Here is a 19699-nt window from a genome sequence, read left to right as displayed (position 1 = left end):
AAAAATCTTAAAGTACTGCTCAAAAAAAAGAGAACCCCATAAAATAGAGGTTTCTCTTGACTAATCGTAGAAAAAAGCTAGTTATTCCAATTGCCAAACAATTTGATTTCAATCTTGCTGGTGTTATTGCGGCCCAAAGCTTATTAGAACAGCGTCACGCTGCTGGTAAACTGATTGTTTTAAAAAATAGGTAAAAAGTATTCATTTTTACCTTTAAGAACTAAAAAAGGTTCGAGACAAAATAAACTTTTGTTCCGAGCCTTTTATAGATTATAAATGATTAATAATATTAATTATGCTAAAGCCTTTTTTGCTTGGTCAGTTAAAGCAGTAAATGCTTTAGCATCACTAATAGCAAGATCAGCTAACATTTTACGATTGATATCAATTCCAGCAAGTTTTAAACCATGCATTAATTTGCTGTAACTAATTTCATTCATCCGTGCTGCAGCGTTAATCCGTGCAATCCATAATTTACGGAAATCACGTTTAACCTGACGACGATCACGGAATGCGTAATGATAAGAATTCATTACCTGGTCATTAGCAGATTTGAATAATAGATGCTTAGCACCGCGATAACCTTTGGCTAATTTTAAAACTTTTTTACGACGTTTACGCGTCACTGTTCCACCTTTAACACGTGGCATAGAAAATTCCTCCTTGATTACACCTCAGACTGAACTCAATTCAGGTTCCAAGGTCGCATAAAATTAAGATTTAAACGATAAAATGCTATTTCATTTGTGAAAGCATTTGTCGAATTCGCTTCATATCGCTAGCTGAAACCATTGATGGTTTTGCTAAGAAACGACGTTGCTTTTTGGTTTTACCATGGAAACGGTGACTCGTGTATGCGTGATGACGTAAAAGACCACCGTTACCGGTCTTCTTAAAACGTTTTGCTGATGCACGATGTGTTTTTTGTTTTGGCATAATTAAAATCTTCCCTTTCTATAAAGCTAATTTTAGTAGCTTTACTTTTCTGCATTTGGTTGGAGCATCATCGACATACTCCGACCGTCCATTTTAGGATGTGCAATAACAGTTGAGATATCTGCCGTTTCCTTCGCTAAACGCGATAGAACATCACGACCGATTTCTTTATGTGTAATCGCACGACCACGAAAACGAATTGACGCTTTAACCTTATCGCCTTTAGATAAGAATTTCCGCGCATTTTTCAACTTAGTGTCGAAATCGTTTTGGTCGATTGTTGGACTCAATCTAACTTCTTTGACGCTGACGATTTTCTGTTTCTTACGGGCGTCGCGTTGCTTTTTCTGCAACTCAAAACGGTATTTCCCGTAATCCATAATCCGCGCAACTGGTGGCTTTGCGTTAGCAGCAACAACGACAACATCAAGATTTGCTTGTTCAGCAATTTTTAATGCGTCTTGTTTACTTTTAACTCCTAATTGATCACCATTTTCCGCAATTAAGCGGACTTCGCGAGCACGAATCCCATCATTGACCATCATGTCTTTTGCTATGGTTATTCACCTCCGTAAGAATTCGAGAAAAATGCAGAAAAAAACGAGCTTTGCTGAAAAACAGCAAAACCCGCCACAAGTTATTCAAACTTGATCCGTACGTTATTCTGCCCAGAGACTGTACTGTCAACTTAGGCGAGAAGCGGGTTGCTTCTGCTTTTAATTCTCAACTTTTAAAGTTTAGCGTGTTTAATTCTTTTTGTCAAGTTGTTTAGTACTATCATTCTGATAAGACTTTCCAGTCCGACTATAGTTACCCACTTCGGCAACCATTGCGTCGATAAACATATTAGTATCTTGAGCAACGGTCTTTTCTTCACCGTAATGGCGAACAGAAACAGTTGCATCCTCAATCTCTTGATCACCAATAACTAATGAATAAGGAATCTTTTGAGTTTGGGCCTCACGAATCTTGTAGCCCATCTTCTCGTTACGTTCGTCAACCTCAACACGTAGGCCGGCCTTAATCATCCGATCACGTACTTGATAAGCATATCCGGCGTGTAAATCATTCTTAACTGGAATAATAACCGCCTGAACTGGTGCCAACCAAGTTGGAAAGGCACCCTTATACATCTCCGTTAGGTAAGCAACGAAACGTTCCATCGTTGAAACGAGGCCACGGTGAATCATAACTGGACGGTGTTCTTCACCATCATTGCCAACGTAAGATAAATCAAAACGTTCTGGCAACATAAAGTCTAATTGAATCGTTGACAATGTTTCTTCATTACCAAGAGCAGTCTTAGTTTGAACATCTAGCTTAGGACCATAAAATGCTGCTTCACCCTCAGCTTCAACGTAGTTCAAACCAAGTTCATCCATAGCACCTTTCAACATCTTTTGAGCACGATTCCACATGGCATCGTCATCAAAATACTTTGCAGTGTTCTTAGGATCACGGTAACTTAGACGGAATGAGTAGTCATGGATATCGAAATCATCGTACACTTCAATCATTAAATTCAAAATCTTTTTAAATTCATCCTGAATTTGATCTAACGCAACAAATGTATGACCATCATTTAAAGTCATTTCACGAACTCGCTGTAAGCCGGATAAAGCGCCCGATTTTTCGTAACGATGCATCATGCCAAGTTCAGCAATCCGAATTGGCAATTCCCGGTAAGACCGAATATGATGCTTGTAAATTTGGATATGACTTGGACAGTTCATTGGTCGTAACTCAAGCTGTTCACCATCACCCATGTCCATTGGTGGAAACATATCTTCACGGTAATGATCCCAGTGACCTGATGTCTTATAGGCATCTAAATTCATTAAAACAGGTGTGTAAACGTGCTGATAACCGTGGGAAATTTCTTTGTCAATAATGTAACGCTCAATTGTCCGGCGAATGGTAGCACCTTTAGGCATCCAGTATGGTAAGCCTGCGCCAACTTTAGGGTCAACAAAGAATAAATCTAACTTATTTCCAATAACACGGTGATCACGGTCATGCGCCTCTTGGCGACGTTTATCATCGGCTTCCATTTCTTTTTCGCTGAAGAATGCCGTCCCGTAAACACGTTGTAACATATTGTTACTGGACTTACCTTGCCAGTACGCACCAGCAACAGACAAAAGTTTTGCGACCTTTAACGACTTAGTATCTGGTAAAACACCTTGTTCACCAAAATCAACGAAATCATCTAAATGATACAAAACAACTTCGTCACTATCTAAGCTGTTAAGTAAACTCGTTTTGTACTGATCATCCTTGAACTGCGCTAAAGCAGCGGCCTTAGTAACTGTTTTACGCGTAATTTTACCATCTTGTTCAACCAATTTACTCATCTCTTGATTGATTGCCTCAAGATCATCCTCTGATACAGGCTTTTTATTATTATCTGTATCATAATAGAAGCCGTGCTCCGTTACAGCGTGTTCACCAAATCGCATTTCTGGATACAAATGCTTTAAAGCGGCACCTAACGTTAAACTAGCAGTATTCCAAAGAACTTGTAGTGCAGCGGGATCATTTTTAGTAATAATCTCAATTGCCCCATCATGCTTTAGTGGTGCAGTTAAATCAACTAGCGCACCATCTAATTTACCCGCAATTGCCTTTTTGCCAAGACTAATGCTGATCGACTTAGCTACATCGGCCACACTAGCCGTCTCTTCAAATGCCTTTTTAGCACCATCAGGGAACGTTAACGTAATTTCTGCCATATCCAAATTCCTCCTTAAAATAAATAAAAAAGTCCCTGAAGCAATAAATGCTTCAGGGACGTATAAACGTGGTTCCACCCAAAATTTAAAACTTCAAAATGAAGTTTCCTTATTAGCGCGATTAACGGTTGCGTACCGGCTTAACTTTGCATTAAGCATCTCAAAAAGCGGTCAATAACGCGTTTACTTATGTACTTCTCAGCACCAGTACACTCTCTTTAAGTAAATTATCGTTAAAGTTGTCTTTCTTCGTTGATAGTTTTATTGAACCACACTCGAATTATTAATTCAAGTCCACCTTAAAAATTAATCTAATTATTTTTCGGCTTTAGGCGGCGATTCTGACCTAATAATTCAACTTCCTGACTCAAGAAACGAACACGTTCCATGATTCGTTTTGCCTTCAGAGGCTCATTTTCACCCCGTTGACTAACTGTTAGATGTTCTTTTTCTAACGCTTGCATTGAAAAATTAGAGGAGAAAAAAGTCGTTAACTCTTCTTGCATTCGAAATTGAAGAATAACACCTAAAACGTCATCCCGAATCCAACTAGACATTGAATCGGCGCCGATATCATCTAACATTAAAATTGGTGCTTTTTTAATGACATCAATTTTTTCCATTAAATTATTCTGCCCAATTGCGTTCTTCATTTCTACTGCAAACGTTGGGAAATGTAGTAGCGTTGTCTGAAAACCATTGACCGCCAATTCATGGGCAATTGCTCCCAGTAAATACGTTTTACCTACACCAAAACTACCATACAGGTAAAGTCCTTGGTGAAATTTTTTTGGTTCTTTGATGTAATCAGTAACAAAAGTAACGCCAGCCTGAAGTGCTCCCGTACGATTTTCTGGATAGAACTGATCCAAACGTGCCGCCTGAATATTCTTAGGCATATTAATTGAGTGTACCCGTGAACGTAAGGCGTTATCCTTTTGTTCTGCAACCAGTTCTGCCGTTGGAACATAAGTAACGTCAATGAAGTGGTGATTTAAGAAAAGTTTTGGCTTGTAGCCAGGGGCCAAAGAAGCTTTATCAGACAAAAATTTATGCTTCTCAGTTACAAACTCATAGAGCTTGGCCGCCGAACGATCAATTGTTGCCTGATCGATGGCCTTCTGATTAGCCGTAATGAATTGCTGAACGTCAGTATCCTTCATAACTCGCGCCATTAGTTCATCATAATGCTGATTAAGGTTTCGGCGATTCATTAAAATGCGCAAATTTTTTCCCATATCTTCCATTACTACTCACCACCCTTTCGTAACGTTTTCAGTGCCTTTAGACTCTTTTGCAGGGCTAGTTCTTGTTCATTAGAGACAGCTTCCTTAGGCGCCTTAAAACCTTCCTGGGCCCACTCAGGTAGTGTCTCTTGACGAGTTGTCCCCCGCGTTCTTTTCTTGCTTACTTTCTTAGGCTTGTAGAATTCTTTAACCTCACTCATTGCAGCCTCAGGCGTTGTTACATGGTGCTGCAGCCAGCCATTGGCAACGCTATCCAAATAACTCTGATTTAACGTCGGCATTTTACGGACATTAATCATATAATGAATCAAAATATTAATGACTGAATTAGGAAATACCTGCCGTTTAACTAGGCGTTCCAGTACCCGTTCTTCGCTACTGGCAACGTAACCACCCTGTTGCTGTTTTAACTGTTGAAGAAACTCAACTGGTGAATACTGGCGACTAACCGCAATTAACTTTTGATCAGAGGCACTAAAACCGGCCTTCTTTAATTCTTGGCTGGATAAATTTTTCGGTGCCACGGCCGCTTTTTCGGTTGTCAAATTTGATTGCCCCCGAAACTGGCGGGCAATCAATTGCCGGAACGCCTTAACATCCAATTGATTAGTTGCCACATTGACACTTTCACCAATATACTGTGCCATTTCCAATTCACTAATTCCGTAGAGCTGGTGCATTGTTAAAATTAGTTGGTGATTTTCGTCTATTTGCTTATCGTCAACAAAACTTGATTTTAGCTGTTGCTTGAAAAACGACCAATCAAAACTTTGCTCAGCCTCTGAAGTAACGCTGGGACGGTTTGCCGACTTCACTTGAAATTCAGATTTAGTTTCAGCAATCGTGGCCGGTGGATTATCCAGTAAGGCTGAATTCACATGAAAAACATCGAGAAAGTTTTTCGTTATTTCCGTTAAATCCTTTTTGCTGACCACACGCAATCGGAATTTATCCTTTAAGACGTTAAACCGCTCTTCACCAACTGCTTCATAAAGCAATAGACTCAATAAATCGTCCTTAAAAAAGGCATTTGGCGCCTGTGGGGCATAAAGCTCGTAAACGAAATAACGCCCTTCCGGGACTGTTCGCGTATAGGTTTTCAGTAAGCCTAATGCTTCCAATCGTAGACGACTATCATAAAAATCTGGTAAATCAATATTTAACAATGCCAATAAGGTTGTGTGTGGTTTTTGATCAGATAACAGCGGGTTCGGTACAATTTCCGTCCAAAGAGTTAAAAACAAACTAAATGCAGTAACCCCCATCAATGGCTGGTATAAATAAGTCAAGATTTGCCGATCAAAGTCCGATAAATAATTCGCCTTAGTCACTAGAAAACCATCCCTAGGACTTAAATTAGAAAAGGCATTTTGCAACCATCACACCTCACTTTTTGGGTTGATCCGTTGATTTCTTATCATTAGTTTGCTTTTTATCTTTTTCTACCATATCATTTAATTCTTTTAGAAAAACATTCATATCCTTAAATTGTCGGTAAACACTAGCAAAACGAATATAAGCAATTTCGTCAACATTTGCTAGTAAGCCCATGACGTATTCACCAATTGCCTGTGAGGCAACTTCATTCTCACCCAGTGAACGCACCTTATTTTCAACTTCGTCAACAATCTGCGTCATTTGTTCCATGGTCACAGGCCGTTTTTCGGCAGAACGAATTAACCCACGCAAAATCTTTTCACGATTGAACTCTTCGCGGGTGCCATTTTTTTTAATAACCAATAAAGGCGTCTGTTCTACTCGTTCAAACGTTGTAAAACGGAAACCACAATTTTCACATTCCCGGCGGCGGCGAATAACCCGACCTTCATCTGTTGGCCGCGAATCAACAACTCGCGAACCATTGTGATGACAACGAGGACATTGCATAATTAACACCTCTCATCTTTAGTGTTCTTTACCTGAAATAGTATACCATTAATCTATTGGTGCAAGCTCAATAAACAAATAAGGTCAGGAAAAATTCCTCACCTTACTTATTGGAAATCAGTTGGATCTTACACCATAATTGAAGAATATTACTGACGATACTGGTAACGCCTAAAGTGAACGACGGTACCCTTTTCAACGCTTTTACATTAAATTGGTTAGATAAGTACTAGAAAAGGTCTCAAAGCATCCAATTGTCCAACCGTTTTTATCGTATCTTCACCTAAATAGCTTCACTAAAAGCTATTTAGGTGAAGCCTCACTAATTCAGCAACGTACTAAACAAAGTGATTTTGTTTTAAAAAGGCCAACACTTGCTGTTTCGTTTCCGCAATCGTACCACTGTTGTCGATTATCGTATCCGCTAAAGCACGCTTTTTTGCCAACGGCCACTGCGTATTAATTCGCGCTAATGCAGCGGCGTAGGTTAACCGGTCACGCCTCATTAACCGTTGCAATTGCAATTCTTTTGGAATCTCAACTAATAAAGTCACATCGGTCAACTTATCATAACCGGTTTCAAACAATAACGGAACATCTAAAATAATTACTGGCACTTTCTTTTCTTTCAATAGTTGTAAGCGTTTAACAATGGTTTCTCGAATCAATGGCGCCGTAATTTTCGTTAGTTTTACCAATTCTTCTGGTTGGTCAAAAACTAATTGCCCAAGATATTTTCGGTTTAAATGACCATCCGCCTTTAACACAGATTCAGAAAAGGTAGTAATAATTTGTTGTAGCCCAATCGTACCGGGTTCAACGACTTCCCGCGCAATGATATCGGCATCAACTACTGGAAACCCCAGTTCATTTAAATAGCGACTCACCGTGGATTTCCCACTGGCAATTCCACCAGTAAGACCCAAAATCACGGTCATTTTGCTGGCACGTTTAACACTTGGCAGTGGGGACAGAAATGAGTTCCACGTTGGGCTAATCGTGTTTTTTCAATTGTGCCACCACAACGTTCACAAGCCTCGCCTTCACGTCCGTAAACGTGTAACGATAACTGAAAACCGCCAGTGGCCCCGTAGGCATCCGTATAACTACGAATTGTTGTTCCCTTAGCCTTAATTGCCTGTTTCATTTCAGCAATAATATTATCGTGTAATAACTTCACCTGTTGATCTGTCAACGTATTAGCTGGCTGTAGCGGATTAATACCGCTTAACCAAAGTACCTCATCAGCATAGATATTACCTAAGCCAGCAACTACTTGTTGATCTAGTAGCGTTGGTTTAATCGCTTTTTTATGTCGTTTAAGCCCTTTAGTAAAATCCGCAATTTTAAACGTCTGTGCGGTTGGCTCGGCTCCTAGCTTATTCAAACCTGGTAAAGTCATTTCCTGCCCCGTTTCAATGAGGGTCATTCGCCCAAATTTTCGGACGTCTAAATAGCGAAGCGCAGTCCCATCAGTAAAATTAAAAATAACGTGCGTATGTTTCGTGACCGGATCATCCTGCTGATTTAGCCGGTACTTACCCTCCATCCGCAAATGGGAGACCATCGTCATCTGCTCGCTCAGGCGAAATAATAAGTACTTACCCCGCCGATCAATTTCGATAAAGGTTAACCCCTGTAGCGTTTGTTTAAACTGTTCAGTATCACCGTTAACGATCTTCGGCCATAAAACCTGGACTTGATCAATTGTCTTATTCAAAATTAGTTCGCGCAAACCTTGCCGAACTGTCTCAACTTCTGGTAATTCTGGCATTTTGTCACCTTAATCCTTTACGTTATACCAGGTTGGCCCACTACCAAAACCAACCTTCATTGGAACCTCTAAATCAACCGCAGAATCCATCACTTGTGGAACCAATTTTCTTAGAACTGGAATTTCATCATCCGGTGCTTCAAAAATTAATTCATCGTGTACCTGCAATAACATCGTTGCCTTTAATTTGTGCTCCTGGAGTGCCTGATGCATATTCAACATAGCAACTTTGATAATATCGGCAGCACTGCCTTGAATCGGCGTGTTCATCGCCGTCCGTTCGGCAAAAGAACGTAAATTAAAGTTCTTAGCATTAATGTCAGGTAAATAACGGCGCCGATGAAAGAGAGTTTCCACGTAACCATGGTCTTTAGCAGACTGAACAATATCAGTCATATATTTTTGAACATTAGGGTATTCACGGAAATAATTATCAATGTAGTTTTTTGCTTGTGGCCGTGTAATTCCAATATTTTGGGATAATCCATAATCACTGATCCCGTAGACAATTCCAAAATTAACCGCCTTCGCTTCACGACGCATATTAGGTGTCACATCATCAGGTGAATCTAAATCAAAGATCCGCATGGCCGTACTAGCGTGAATATCCATTCCCTCTTTAAAAGCCGCCTGCAGATTCTTATCGTGGGAAATATGGGCCAAAACACGTAGTTCAATTTGTGAATAATCAGCCGCAAAAATTTGCCACCCTTTTTCCCGTGGGACAAAGGCCTGGCGAATTTGGCGACCATCTTCATCACGCACAGGAATATTCTGTAAATTAGGGTCAATCGATGATAAACGCCCTGTTTGCGTTAGCGTTTGTAAATAAGTCGTGTGAATTTTACCGTCTTCGGGATGAATGACTTTCAGTAAGCCGGTAATGTAGGTTGACTGAATTTTAGTCAAACCACGATAATCTAAAACATCACTGGCAATTGGTGCAATACCCTTTAATTTTTCAAGGACGCCAACTGCAGTTGAGTAACCTGTTTTAGTCTTTTTTATTACTGGTAAATTCATTTTTTCAAACAAGATGGCCCCTAATTGTTTGGAAGAATTAATGTTAAACTCTTCTTCTGCTTCCGCATAGATTTTTTCCTGAATTTGTTGAATGCGTTCCTTAAAGGACCCCCGCATATCGTTCAAACGATCCTTATCGATTTTAATTCCAGCAATTTCCATTTGGGCCAATACTAGCGCTAATGGTATTTCTAACTCATTAAATAAACCAATCTGATCATTTGCTTCCAATTCGTGGCTTAATTTAGGCTGTAATTGTTCAATTGCTCGCGCCTTACGTGCCAAATGCTCCGCAAATTCGGTTTCATTTTCCGGTAAGGCCTTCTTTGATCCCTTACCATAGACTTCTTCATCCGTAGCGACATCTCTGTATTGATGTAACTGGGCAATTTTGCCTAGATCATTACTATTATCATTTGTATTCAACAAATACGAAGCCAGCAATAAATCAAAAGTTGTTCCATTTAGCTGAATACCAAGCCGATTTAAACCAACAAATGTTCGTTTTAAATCAAAAACCAATTTTTCCTGTTTACTATCGGCAAAAAAAGTAACAAAGTCAGGTTGCTGTAATAATTTAGTATCCCTTCCAAAAAACCAATGATCCTTCTGGCCAATTACAAAACCCGCAAAATCAGAGGTATGGTAATTACTGGCCAACATTTCTAAATAGAAAACAACGGGCCCGGAAAATTTGGCCAAAACCTGCTTCATATTTTTAGTTGTTAATTGTTCAAACTTTATCGCCGTTTTAGCGGCTACTTCGGTTGGTGCCACGGCCGAATCAAGCTTGCTTAAAAATGAATTAAAGTCCATTTCCTTGTAAAATTCAATTAATTTATCAAGGTCACGTTCTTGCCGCTTGAGTTCAGTGACTGAAACCTTAATTGGTGCGGCAGTATTAATTGTTGCCAATTTTTTACTTAAAAAAGCATTAGAACGATCTTCTTGTAAATGCTCCTTCATTTTACTGGCCTTCAAATCATCAAGGTGCTCGTAAACACCTTCGACACTGTCGTATTCTTTTAACAGTTTAATTGCCGTTTTTTCACCAACCTTGCGGACACCCGGATAATTATCTGAAGTATCACCAGCAAGGCCCTTCATATCAATAATTTGCTTAGGCCGTAAACCATATTTTTCCATAACATGTTCCGGCGTATAGGCCTCCGTCTGATTAACGCCCTTAACTGTGACGTTAACCGTCACTTTTTCAGTGGCAAGTTGTGTCAAATCACGATCGCCAGTGACTATATCAACCTGAAATCCGGCCTGACTTGCTTCTTTAGCTAACGTACCGATAATATCGTCAGCCTCATAATCCGCTAATTCATATGATTTGATTCCGTACGCAGTTAATAGCTGCCGTAAATAAGGTAGTTGCTCTGATAGTTCTGAAGGTGTCTTAGCACGCTGACTCTTATATTCAGCAAACTCCTTAGTTCTAAAAGTTGTTTTGCCTGCATCAAAGGCCACTAAAACGTGCGTTGGTTTAAATTCCTTTAAAACGACGTCTAGCATCGTATTAAAAGCGTAGATTGCGTTGGTATGTAAGCCGTCATGATTAATAAACGTATTAACCTGAGAATGGAGCGCGAAAAAGGCCCGAAAAGCGACACTATTTCCGTCTATCAATAATAAATGCTTGTCAGTCGCCATTATCATTCTCCTTTTTTTAAATAACACACCTATTTTACCAAATGTTCAGTTAAAAAACGCTTCGCACATAAAAAAAGCGGAATAAAGGTTGTTCGTTTCAGAATTTAGCTCAAACGACTAATTACTTTCTAAATTAATTAGTCGTTTGCTAACCTCCTGAACCGATCTTTTATCCCGCATTAATCTTTTTAAACTTTATTTTAACGATTGCTTGATCCGCCAAAACCAAAAATTCGAAGGAAGAACAAGAATAGATTAATAAAGTCCATGTAAAGCTGTAAAGCACCCATGACCGCTAAGCCATTAGTATTAATCTCGGTGCCGTGCTGCTGGTAGATGAGCTTTAAACGTTGGCTATCCCACGCTGTTAAACCAATAAAAATAATAACGCCAATGAAGGAAAAAACGTAATCGATCATTGGATTGCGTAGAAACATATTAACAACCATTGCGACAATCAAACCAATTAACGCAGCAAAACTCATTTGACCAATGCCATTTAAATTACGTTTAGTTAATGAACCGTACAAGCTCATACCGGCAAAGGTTCCTGCGGCAGAAACAAAAGCAGTCGTAATGTTACCAGTAGTGTACATTGATAAAATCAAAGCCAAGGTTAGCCCATTAATCACAGCGTACAGCATGAATAACATAAATGACATTAGGCCACCACGACTCACTCTGAAGCTTGTCCCCATGACTAAACCAACTTCAGCAATCATTAAAATCCACCAAATGGCAGGATGTGCACTCACAAAACCAAAAAATTGGGCCCGGTAAGTTGTCAAAGTCAAAAATGAAACTAAAGCAGAAACAATAACACCTAGTGTCATATAGCCATAGACCTTAGTTAAAAATCGACCCAGACCAGTATCGTTAACTAAAATTCTTCTTGGTTCTTCTTGCATTAATTCAACACTCCATTCTTCTTAGAATTTCTTATATTAGGTAGTGTTCCGGCATCACGGATTTAAAACTTTAGTCACTCATTTTAAAAACTGTAGCATTACAATTTCTATATCTGATCAACCAATAATTCTTTTTTGGTAACACCGTTAACCCATTCTACCAAATTTAGCAAAGAACACAACTGAATTGTATACGCCGAAAAAGAAAGCAGCGCAATCACCAGTCTAATTATTTTTTAAACTACTGTTACTAAGGAGCTCCTCGTAAACTTTTTCATATTTTTGAACATCACCGGCACCCATAAAGACAACCACAGCGTCATGATAATCAAGTAGTGGTGACATATTATCTTGCTTCAAGACAGTACCCCCCTTAGAAATCTTAGCACCTAAATCAGCACTAGAAATTTTCCCCGCTTTTTCCCGTGCCGATCCAAAAATATCGGTTAAATAAACAACATCCGCCAAATTTAAGCTCTTAGCAAAATCATCTAAATAAGCAATTGTACGCGAAAAAGTATGTGGCTGAAAAACAGCAATAATTTCTTTGTCAGGATATTTTTGCCGAGCTGCATCAAGAGTTGCCTTAATTTCTGAAGGATGGTGGGCATAATCATCAATAATTGTCATATCCGCCATTTTACGTTCGGAAAAACGCCGTTTAACACCCTTAAAACTAAGTAGTTCACGTGCAACTTCATCCCCGGATATTTTTTCCATATAAGCAACGGCAATGACGGCCAAACTATTTAAAATATTATGCTCGCCAAATAATGAAATCTTGTAATGGCCAAGGTTTTGTCCCTCATGCAAAACATCGAATTCAGACCCTTTAACGGTTCGTAAAATATTTTGGGCCTGAAAATCATCCCGTTCACTGGTCCCGTAATAATAAATTGGAACCTTCGTCTTTAATTCTCGTAGTTTAGGATCGTCCCCCCAAGCAAAAATTCCTTTTTCAACCTGGTTGGCCTCGGTTTGAAAGGCATCAAAAACATCATCAATCCCAGTGTAGTAATCTGGGTGATCAAAATCAATATTGGTCATAATCATATAATCAGGTGCCTGAGCCAAAAAATGACGACGGTATTCGTCGGCTTCAAACGCAAAAAATTGTGAGTTCTTAATTCCCTTACCGGAGCCATCCCCAATTAAATAGCTAGTTGGCGCGATGCCGCTTAAAACATGGGCTAATAAACCAGTTGTACTAGTCTTGCCGTGAGCACCCGCAACACCAATACTCGTATGACCCTTGATGATTTGGCCGAGTAATTCTGGATAATGAATAATTGGTAATCCTATTTTTTTTGCTGCCTGAATTTCGGGATGGGTATCTTCAAAGGCATTGCCAGCGACGATGGTTAAGCCAACGTGAATATTTTTGGCATCAAAGGGGTAGATCTTAATATCCGCCTTCTCTAAATCACGTTGCGTAAACGTATACTGCGTAATATCAGAACCCTCCACCTGGTAGCCTTCATCGTGTAAAACCATCGCAAGTGAACTCATGCCGGAACCTTTAATTCCCACAAAATAATAAACTGTGTTGTTATCCACTGTTAAGTGTCCTCTTTTCTTCTCTCAGTAAGTTAATTTTAGCATAAACCGGCTCTCTTTTAGGAGTGTTACCTAAAACTATTTTTAATTAACTTTATTCAAATACACCCTAATTTGAAGCACCATGATCTTTTTGGGCCAGATCCTCAGGCGTTAAATAAACATCCCTTGGCTTAGAACCACTGGCCGGCGAAACAAATTTGCTAGATTCAAGATCATCAATCAAACTTGCCGCGCGGTTATACCCAATTTTAAATTCACGTTGCAGTTTCGAAGTTGAAACATGCTGTTCATTCGCAATATAGGTTAAAACTTGAGGATAAAGTTCATCCTGATTTTCTTTTTCTTCTGCCTTTTCCAATAATCCGTCTGGCTCAAACAAATAGTGTGGTGCCAGTTGCTTCTTTACAAAAGCAACGATCCGGTCAATTTCAGGCTCAGCGTAAGTTCCTTGAATTCGAATCGGCTGACTTTGACCATTTCCAAGGTAAAGCATGTCACCACGACCAAGTAACCGTTCGGCTCCACCCTGATCAATAATTGTTCGTGAATCAATTTGGCTGGAAACCATAAAGGCAATTCGCGTTGGAATATTATTTTTAATCGTTCCGGTAATAATATCCACACTCGGACGCTGTGTCGCCACAATTAAGTGAATTCCTGCAGCTCGGGCCTTTTGCGTAATTCGGACAATATAATCTTGGACTTCGGTTGAAGCTACCATCATCAAATCGGCCAATTCATCAATGATAATAACAATATAAGGTAGCTTAAGACCATAGTCACCGTTATTTTCGGCCTTTTGATTAAATTGCTCTAAATTACGAACACCAGCTGCCGCCAGCTTTTGATAACGATTTTCCATCTCTTCCACCGCCCACTTCAATGAAGCGGAAGCGGCCTTAGGATCAGAAATTACCGGTGATAATAGGTGTGGTAAGCCATTATACGGCGCCAGCTCAACGGCCTTAGGATCAATTAGTAATAATTTAACTTCACTTGGCTTGGCCTTGAACAAAATCGAAAGTAATAGACTGTTAATAAAGACACTCTTACCTGAACCAGTTGCACCAGCAATCAAGCCATGAGGCATTTTAGCAATATTAGTGACCATTGGCTGACCAAATAAATCAACACCCAAGGCAATTGTTAGCGGCGAGCGACTAGCCTTAAATTTTTCCGTTGCCACAACTTCCGATAGCATGACCGGACGCGACTTCAAGTTGGGAATTTCAATTCCAACTGTGGATTTACCAGGAATTGGTGCTTCAATTCGAATATCCTTTGCCGCCAAAGCTAATTTTAAATCGTCGCTTAAATTAGTGATTTTACTAACTTTCACTCCCCGGGCTAGTGAAATCTCAAACTGAGTGACTGCTGGGCCAATACTCCAACGTGCCACCGTTGCTTTAACGTTAAAGGCATTTAAGGTTTCATTTAAAACAACGCGCTGGTTTTCTACCCAAGCACTCATTTCACCCGTATTTGTTTTAACTGGTTTAGGTAATAAATCTAACGGTGGTAACTGGTAGTGCTGATCATCTAACGAAACTTGTTCTTTTATTTTTAAACCAGCCGTACTTCGCGGCGCTTTTTCATCACGGGAAGTAACAGCCGTCTCTCCGGCCACACGCTCGGTGGACTCGTGCACAACAGGTTTTACAGCTCTATTAGGTGCTGCGGCCACAGTGGGTGCCACGGCTATGGGCGAAACAACGGTCGGTGCTACCGCTTCCACTGGTGTTTCTGGTGTTTCTGGTGTTTCTGGTGTTTCTGGTGTTTCTGGTGTTTCTGGTGTTGTCTTTGTTTGTACCTTTTCAGTCTGTGCTGGACCTACTTCGCGTTGCAATCGGTAGGCCTTGATTGCAGCCACAACTTTTCGCCACGATGCCACTGGTTCATCGGCCTTTACCACTTTCTTGGCCGGCCGTTGCGGTTGTGAAGCTGTTGATGAACTATTTGGACCAACTGCTACCCTTTTATTTTCTTCAACACTAGCTGGTTTTACATCATTTTTTATAGGTGGCTGGTTTGCCTGACTAGTCGCTGGCGGAACAACTTCTTTGGTTGGTTGCACATCAGTACTAGGCTTACCTTCCTCATCAGGTGCCAACGTAAACGAAGTTACCATAGCAGCCGTCGAGTCGGTTGTCACACCAGTTCCTGTTTCTGCAAAAAATAAACCAACATCCAAAGACGCTTCCAATTCAGTGGCCAGCTTGTCCAAACGCTGATCTTCGGCCTGTTGACTTTGATGAGGTGTTTGTGGCACATAAGTTGGTCTAAAACGATGCGACGTAGCTTTAGGCTTATTAGAGACAGTTACCCTTGGCTGCCGTGCAGCTTCTTTTACGGCTACTTTTTGTGGCGCACGCTGTTTTTGTTTTCTAGCTTGCCAGCGAAGAAAAACTGGGCCATCGTAATGATTCATTTTTAACTTCCTCCATTTACTGCTTCTAACAACTAACTATAACGTAAATCGTTTAAACTTTCATATTATTCCCAAAATTTAACAAAGATTTTGTTAACTAAAAAGGCCCCTTTAATCAGGACTTAAAGTCACTCATTAAACGGACATTTATTTACTAAGGATTAATTATTTTGTTCAGCAACAATTGTAGCCCCTTTGTTAAAATCAAAGGCCGCTCCAGTAGGTGCATTGGCCGGTAAAACTAAAATTCCCCGTTTTTTTGGCGCGTTGGGTAAATTTAATTCACGGGCGGCGCTAATCATGCCATCACTTTTAACACCCCGTAATTCACCTGGCCAAATAATCTGACCATTAGGCATCATTGCCCCAACCTTGGCAACCACAACTTTTTGATCTTGAGCAACATTAGGTGCGCCACAAACAATTTGTAAAGTAGTTCCAGAATCAACTTCAACCGTCGCAATGTGCAAGTGATCCGAATCAGGATGTTCTACCAATGTTCTAATATAACCAATGACAAATTTTGGAGTTAGATCACTGATTAATTCAGGCTCAAACCCAGTAGCCTGCAGTGCATCATTTAACCGCGCAACCTGATCAGCTGATAATAATACCTGACCATTTGCTTTCAATTCAGGTAAAATTTGATCGATCTTTAAAAAATTATAACCAAGCGTCACATCACTTGTCCGATCCTTAATTCTAACGATATTACCCTTTTTCTGGCTATCCTGATGCTCCGTATCTGCGTGTAAAATAGCAATTAGGACGTTCTTAAATGAAACAGAATTTAAACTAGTAATTAACAATATCTTTTCCTCCGGTTTGTACTTACTTTGAGCGAATAATCAGAACATCACAGGGTGCATCCCGCGTAATTGCAGCGGAAACTGAGCCCATCATAAAACGTTCAACAGCGTTTAGTCCTGATTGACCTACCATGATCAGATCAATGTGGTATTGCTTAGGTAACTGCTGTGACATTAATTGCCGTGGCGAACCAAAAGCCAATACAGTTTGCACTTCTTTTATACCAGCCTTTTTTGCTTGTTCGAGGTAACCATGAAGCATTTGTTTTTGGTCAGCAACGTCAGTTACAGCCATTTCAATCCCAGTGCTAGCAAAATCGCCCGTTGTGTAAGCCTGACTTTCAACAACATACGCAATTATGAGTTTTGCCCTATTACGATCGGCCGTCTCAACGGCCTTTTCAAAAGCTCTTTTTGCCTGTTCACTACCATCAATTCCAACCAAAATTGTTTGGTACACTTGTGCTTTTTCTACCAAGTTATCAGATCCTTCGGCTTACGATCATTTTCATTAATTGACTACGTTAACTTCATTCTACTGCCTAAAGACCAATTTGCAACCAAGTAACTTTTAATTGTTAGGTTAACTGACTATACTGAAAATAGATTGTATTTGGAAAATACGCTTACTAGTATTTTTCTGGCCAATTTAGTGTAAATACGTTAAAAAAAGTTTCCGACACTTTTTCAACGCTCCCTAAGTAGTTATTTTGAATGCAAAGAAGGTTATCGAATGCATAAAACTAAACGTTTCATTATAAGCGGCACTTTACTTGGTATTATTAGCGGTATTTGTTTGAACAAAATGGCCCACCAAATTTATCAAAGACAACCTAACCAAATTCTCAACCGAGTTAAAACTGCTTTTCTAGCAACGGGTAGCATCGAGGGTTCATGGATTGAAACGAAAAAATTAACTTCAAAAAAATACCCACTAACAACAACCGTTTATTATGGCGGAATTACTCGCTATGAGCACCAACAGTTGGTTCAGTACGAGTTCATTGCTGACGCAAAAACCGGCAGTGTCCTAGATTTATTTCGTCTCTAACTATTGGTCAACGCCGAATTTAACTTTGACCAAATAAATTGGGTGTCCCATCTGACTAAAGCGCTGTTCGTATTCAGTCTCAATGTTATCTGTTATTTCAGGACTGTTATGCAGGTCAAGTGACAGCTGTTCAAAATGGGCACCATAAGCATTAAAACTCATTAATGAAAATTCAAATAGTCCCCGGTTATCGGTTTTAAAGGTCACTGTTCCCTCAGGTTGTAAGACTTGTTCATACATTGCCAAAAAAGATTCATGTGTTAAGCGCCGTTTAGCGTGGCGTTTTTTTGGCCACGGATCCGAAAAATTAAGGTAAAGGTTCGCTATCTCGTCAGCGGCAAAATAGTCCGTTAAATTTTCCCCATTAGCTTGAATTAAGTATAAATTAGGTAATTTTTCAATTAATTGTTTTTCCAGAATCATTATTGCAACGGAGGGTTGTAACTCCATTCCAATAAAATTTTGTTTAGGGTAGGCCTTTGCCATTTCAATAATAAACCGACCCTTTCCGGAACCAATCTCAACATTTAGTGGCTGCACTTGTGCAAATTTTGTCTGCCATTGTCCCTTAAAATCTGCCGGAGTTGTTGTAATCGACTGCGGATTATCCGCAATTTCACCCTCGGCCCGCGGCTTATTTCTTAAACGCATCGTTGTTACCTCTTTCTTTAAACATTACCTGAAAAAGTGAGATTAAAACAAAAGTTAGTCAAACCCTAACAATAACTATAATTCACCTGATTACAGGTATTAGTTACCAGTTAGGAGTTTAGTTAGTGCTTTTTTAAAAAAGCACTAAAACTTTTGTCCTAGTCTCACTTTTTTGAGCAATAGTTCTATCTCTATTTTTTATTTATAAATAATGTTTGTAATTGTATAATTGCCTGATTCATTTCGTGATACCGCTGCTGTTGATAAAATTGCTTAACAATTAACATTAAGTTCAAATAACCATACCATTCAATTCGTTGAATAATCGCTTCCGTTGGCTTCAAGCCGTACGCTAAGAGCCAATCATCCCAATTAGCACGTGGAACATACTGGCACAAAATTGTACTTAAATCAAACGCTGCATCGGCAAACATTGCGTCATCCCAATCAACAATGTATAACCGCTGTTCATCAGATAACAACCAATTCTTATGATTTAGATCCCCATGGCAGACTTCCAATTGATTTTGTTTAACCATTGGCTTGTTCTGGATCAAATACCGTAACACCTGTTTTAACAGCGGATGTTGTCGTAGATCCGAGGATAAATTTAAATAATATTGTTGTAAAAAGTGATCAGACGCTATCGTTTGACCACCAACCTGACGCAGCATTTTTTTTAACAAGCTTGAATGGTGCACTTTATTAAGTAATCTAGCAACCATTGGTGATTGCATTTCTCGATTAGTTAACGTTCGCCCATTCAGCCATTCCTGTGCTGTCAAGACATCACCACTAGAAATTCGCTTTGTCCAAATTAGGCGTGGCGTGATACCTTCCATTGATAAGGCCGCTAAAAACGGTGATGTATTACGCTTCAAAAAAATTTTTTCTTGTGCACGTGTTCCCACAAAGGCCGCTCCTGTATTACCGCCTGCAGGTCGTACCTGCCAACCGGCATCCAAATCAAAGTCCAACGCCACACCCCCTTTCGTTAGCTAAGTTCATTTTACCGGCCAAAATCAGGTCCGTCA

19 protein-coding genes are annotated in these 19699 nt (G+C 39.8%); 2 read left to right on the top strand and 17 right to left on the bottom strand.

Annotated features, from left to right (window positions below; genetic code table 11):
* The first annotated feature begins 56 nt into the window (after window positions 1-56).
* Entirely contained in the window at window positions 57-194 is a 138-nt protein-coding gene (locus EKM98_RS12085) for a hypothetical protein (RefSeq protein WP_164512690.1), read from the top strand.
* Window positions 195-293: 99 nt separating this feature from the next.
* Here the strand turns inward: EKM98_RS12085 and rplT are convergent, their stop codons facing one another.
* The 15 genes from rplT to EKM98_RS09095 form a co-directional block, all read right to left on the bottom strand.
* Complete coding sequence (gene rplT / locus EKM98_RS09165) at window positions 294-650, bottom strand: 50S ribosomal protein L20 (protein ID WP_125982191.1); 357 nt, start codon at window positions 648-650, stop codon at window positions 294-296.
* A gap of 85 nt (window positions 651-735) precedes the next feature.
* A complete protein-coding gene (gene rpmI / locus EKM98_RS09160; RefSeq protein ID WP_068223651.1) occupies window positions 736-936 on the bottom strand; it encodes a 50S ribosomal protein L35 in 201 nt (66 codons plus the stop codon).
* 41 nt (window positions 937-977) lie between these two features.
* The gene (infC, locus tag EKM98_RS09155) at window positions 978-1478 is read right to left on the bottom strand and encodes a translation initiation factor IF-3 (protein WP_068226196.1); all 501 of its coding nucleotides are present in this window, start codon (window positions 1476-1478) and stop codon (window positions 978-980) included.
* A gap of 204 nt (window positions 1479-1682) precedes the next feature.
* On the bottom strand, window positions 1683-3668 hold the full coding sequence (thrS, locus tag EKM98_RS09150) for a threonine--tRNA ligase (protein WP_125982189.1): 1986 nt from the start codon (window positions 3666-3668) through the stop codon (window positions 1683-1685).
* A 311-nt stretch (window positions 3669-3979) separates the two neighbouring features.
* Complete coding sequence (gene dnaI / locus EKM98_RS09145) at window positions 3980-4915, bottom strand: primosomal protein DnaI (RefSeq protein WP_125982187.1); 936 nt, start codon at window positions 4913-4915, stop codon at window positions 3980-3982.
* 2 nt (window positions 4916-4917) lie between these two features.
* Window positions 4918-6246 (bottom strand): replication initiation and membrane attachment family protein, encoded by a 1329-nt coding sequence (locus EKM98_RS09140; RefSeq protein WP_225418558.1) that lies wholly within the window; start codon window positions 6244-6246, stop codon window positions 4918-4920.
* 55 nt (window positions 6247-6301) lie between these two features.
* Window positions 6302-6802, bottom strand: coding sequence for a transcriptional regulator NrdR (nrdR, locus tag EKM98_RS09135; protein WP_125982184.1), 501 nt, complete (start codon window positions 6800-6802; stop codon window positions 6302-6304).
* Between the two features lie 338 nt (window positions 6803-7140).
* Window positions 7141-7740, bottom strand: a complete 600-nt coding sequence (coaE, locus tag EKM98_RS09130; RefSeq protein ID WP_125982182.1) for a dephospho-CoA kinase — start codon at window positions 7738-7740, stop codon at window positions 7141-7143.
* Window positions 7737-8576: a DNA-formamidopyrimidine glycosylase gene (gene mutM / locus EKM98_RS09125; RefSeq protein WP_125982180.1), complete on the bottom strand. Its 840-nt coding sequence runs from the start codon at window positions 8574-8576 to the stop codon at window positions 7737-7739. The genes coaE and mutM overlap by 4 nt, the downstream gene beginning before the upstream one ends.
* Before the next feature lie 9 nt (window positions 8577-8585).
* Entirely contained in the window at window positions 8586-11258 is a 2673-nt protein-coding gene (polA, locus tag EKM98_RS09120) for a DNA polymerase I (RefSeq protein WP_125982178.1), read from the bottom strand.
* A 200-nt stretch (window positions 11259-11458) separates the two neighbouring features.
* Window positions 11459-12166 (bottom strand): Bax inhibitor-1/YccA family protein, encoded by a 708-nt coding sequence (locus EKM98_RS09115; RefSeq protein WP_125982176.1) that lies wholly within the window; start codon window positions 12164-12166, stop codon window positions 11459-11461.
* Window positions 12167-12391: 225 nt separating this feature from the next.
* The gene (gene murC / locus EKM98_RS09110) at window positions 12392-13723 is read right to left on the bottom strand and encodes a UDP-N-acetylmuramate--L-alanine ligase (protein WP_125982174.1); all 1332 of its coding nucleotides are present in this window, start codon (window positions 13721-13723) and stop codon (window positions 12392-12394) included.
* Window positions 13724-13832: 109 nt separating this feature from the next.
* On the bottom strand, window positions 13833-16154 hold the full coding sequence (locus EKM98_RS09105; RefSeq protein ID WP_164512689.1) for a DNA translocase FtsK: 2322 nt from the start codon (window positions 16152-16154) through the stop codon (window positions 13833-13835).
* Window positions 16155-16315: 161 nt separating this feature from the next.
* A complete protein-coding gene (gene ytpR / locus EKM98_RS09100; protein ID WP_125982172.1) occupies window positions 16316-16963 on the bottom strand; it encodes a YtpR family tRNA-binding protein in 648 nt (215 codons plus the stop codon).
* 22 nt (window positions 16964-16985) lie between these two features.
* Window positions 16986-17441 (bottom strand): universal stress protein, encoded by a 456-nt coding sequence (locus EKM98_RS09095; RefSeq protein WP_125982170.1) that lies wholly within the window; start codon window positions 17439-17441, stop codon window positions 16986-16988.
* 255 nt (window positions 17442-17696) lie between these two features.
* Here EKM98_RS09095 and EKM98_RS09090 point away from each other — a divergent pair, with 255 nt between their 5' ends.
* On the top strand, window positions 17697-18014 hold the full coding sequence (locus EKM98_RS09090; protein WP_125982168.1) for a hypothetical protein: 318 nt from the start codon (window positions 17697-17699) through the stop codon (window positions 18012-18014).
* Here the strand turns inward: EKM98_RS09090 and trmB are convergent, their stop codons facing one another.
* Entirely contained in the window at window positions 18015-18665 is a 651-nt protein-coding gene (gene trmB, locus EKM98_RS09085; RefSeq protein WP_125982166.1) for a tRNA (guanosine(46)-N7)-methyltransferase TrmB, read from the bottom strand. It lies immediately after the preceding gene.
* A gap of 191 nt (window positions 18666-18856) precedes the next feature.
* A complete protein-coding gene (locus EKM98_RS09080; RefSeq protein ID WP_125982164.1) occupies window positions 18857-19642 on the bottom strand; it encodes a phosphotransferase family protein in 786 nt (261 codons plus the stop codon).
* Window positions 19643-19699: the final 57 nt, after the last annotated feature.

This window comes from Loigolactobacillus iwatensis, from assembly GCF_003950295.1.
In the GTDB taxonomy this organism is placed as follows: domain Bacteria; phylum Bacillota; class Bacilli; order Lactobacillales; family Lactobacillaceae; genus Loigolactobacillus; species Loigolactobacillus iwatensis.
Note: the sequence above shows the minus strand (reverse complement) of the source record. Positions and strands in the feature narration are given on the sequence as shown.

Excerpts from the sequence above, each read along its gene's own strand:
- rplT (WP_125982191.1), bottom strand. The coding sequence starts at position 650 with ATGCCACGTGTTAAAGGTGGAACAGTGACGCGTAAACGTCGTAAAAAA.
- rpmI (WP_068223651.1), bottom strand. The coding sequence starts at position 936 with ATGCCAAAACAAAAAACACATCGTGCATCAGCAAAACGTTTTAAGAAG.
- infC (WP_068226196.1), bottom strand. The coding sequence starts at position 1,478 with ATGGTCAATGATGGGATTCGTGCTCGCGAAGTCCGCTTAATTGCGGAA.
- thrS (WP_125982189.1), bottom strand. The coding sequence starts at position 3,668 with ATGGCAGAAATTACGTTAACGTTCCCTGATGGTGCTAAAAAGGCATTT.
- dnaI (WP_125982187.1), bottom strand. The coding sequence starts at position 4,915 with ATGGAAGATATGGGAAAAAATTTGCGCATTTTAATGAATCGCCGAAAC.
- nrdR (WP_125982184.1), bottom strand. The coding sequence starts at position 6,802 with ATGCAATGTCCTCGTTGTCATCACAATGGTTCGCGAGTTGTTGATTCG.
- coaE (WP_125982182.1), bottom strand. The coding sequence starts at position 7,740 with ATGACCGTGATTTTGGGTCTTACTGGTGGAATTGCCAGTGGGAAATCC.
- mutM (WP_125982180.1), bottom strand. The coding sequence starts at position 8,576 with ATGCCAGAATTACCAGAAGTTGAGACAGTTCGGCAAGGTTTGCGCGAA.
- polA (WP_125982178.1), bottom strand. The coding sequence starts at position 11,258 with ATGGCGACTGACAAGCATTTATTATTGATAGACGGAAATAGTGTCGCT.
- EKM98_RS09115 (WP_125982176.1), bottom strand. The coding sequence starts at position 12,166 with ATGCAAGAAGAACCAAGAAGAATTTTAGTTAACGATACTGGTCTGGGT.
- EKM98_RS09105 (WP_164512689.1), bottom strand. The coding sequence starts at position 16,154 with ATGAATCATTACGATGGCCCAGTTTTTCTTCGCTGGCAAGCTAGAAAA.
- EKM98_RS09090 (WP_125982168.1), top strand. The coding sequence starts at position 17,697 with ATGCATAAAACTAAACGTTTCATTATAAGCGGCACTTTACTTGGTATT.
- trmB (WP_125982166.1), bottom strand. The coding sequence starts at position 18,665 with ATGCGTTTAAGAAATAAGCCGCGGGCCGAGGGTGAAATTGCGGATAAT.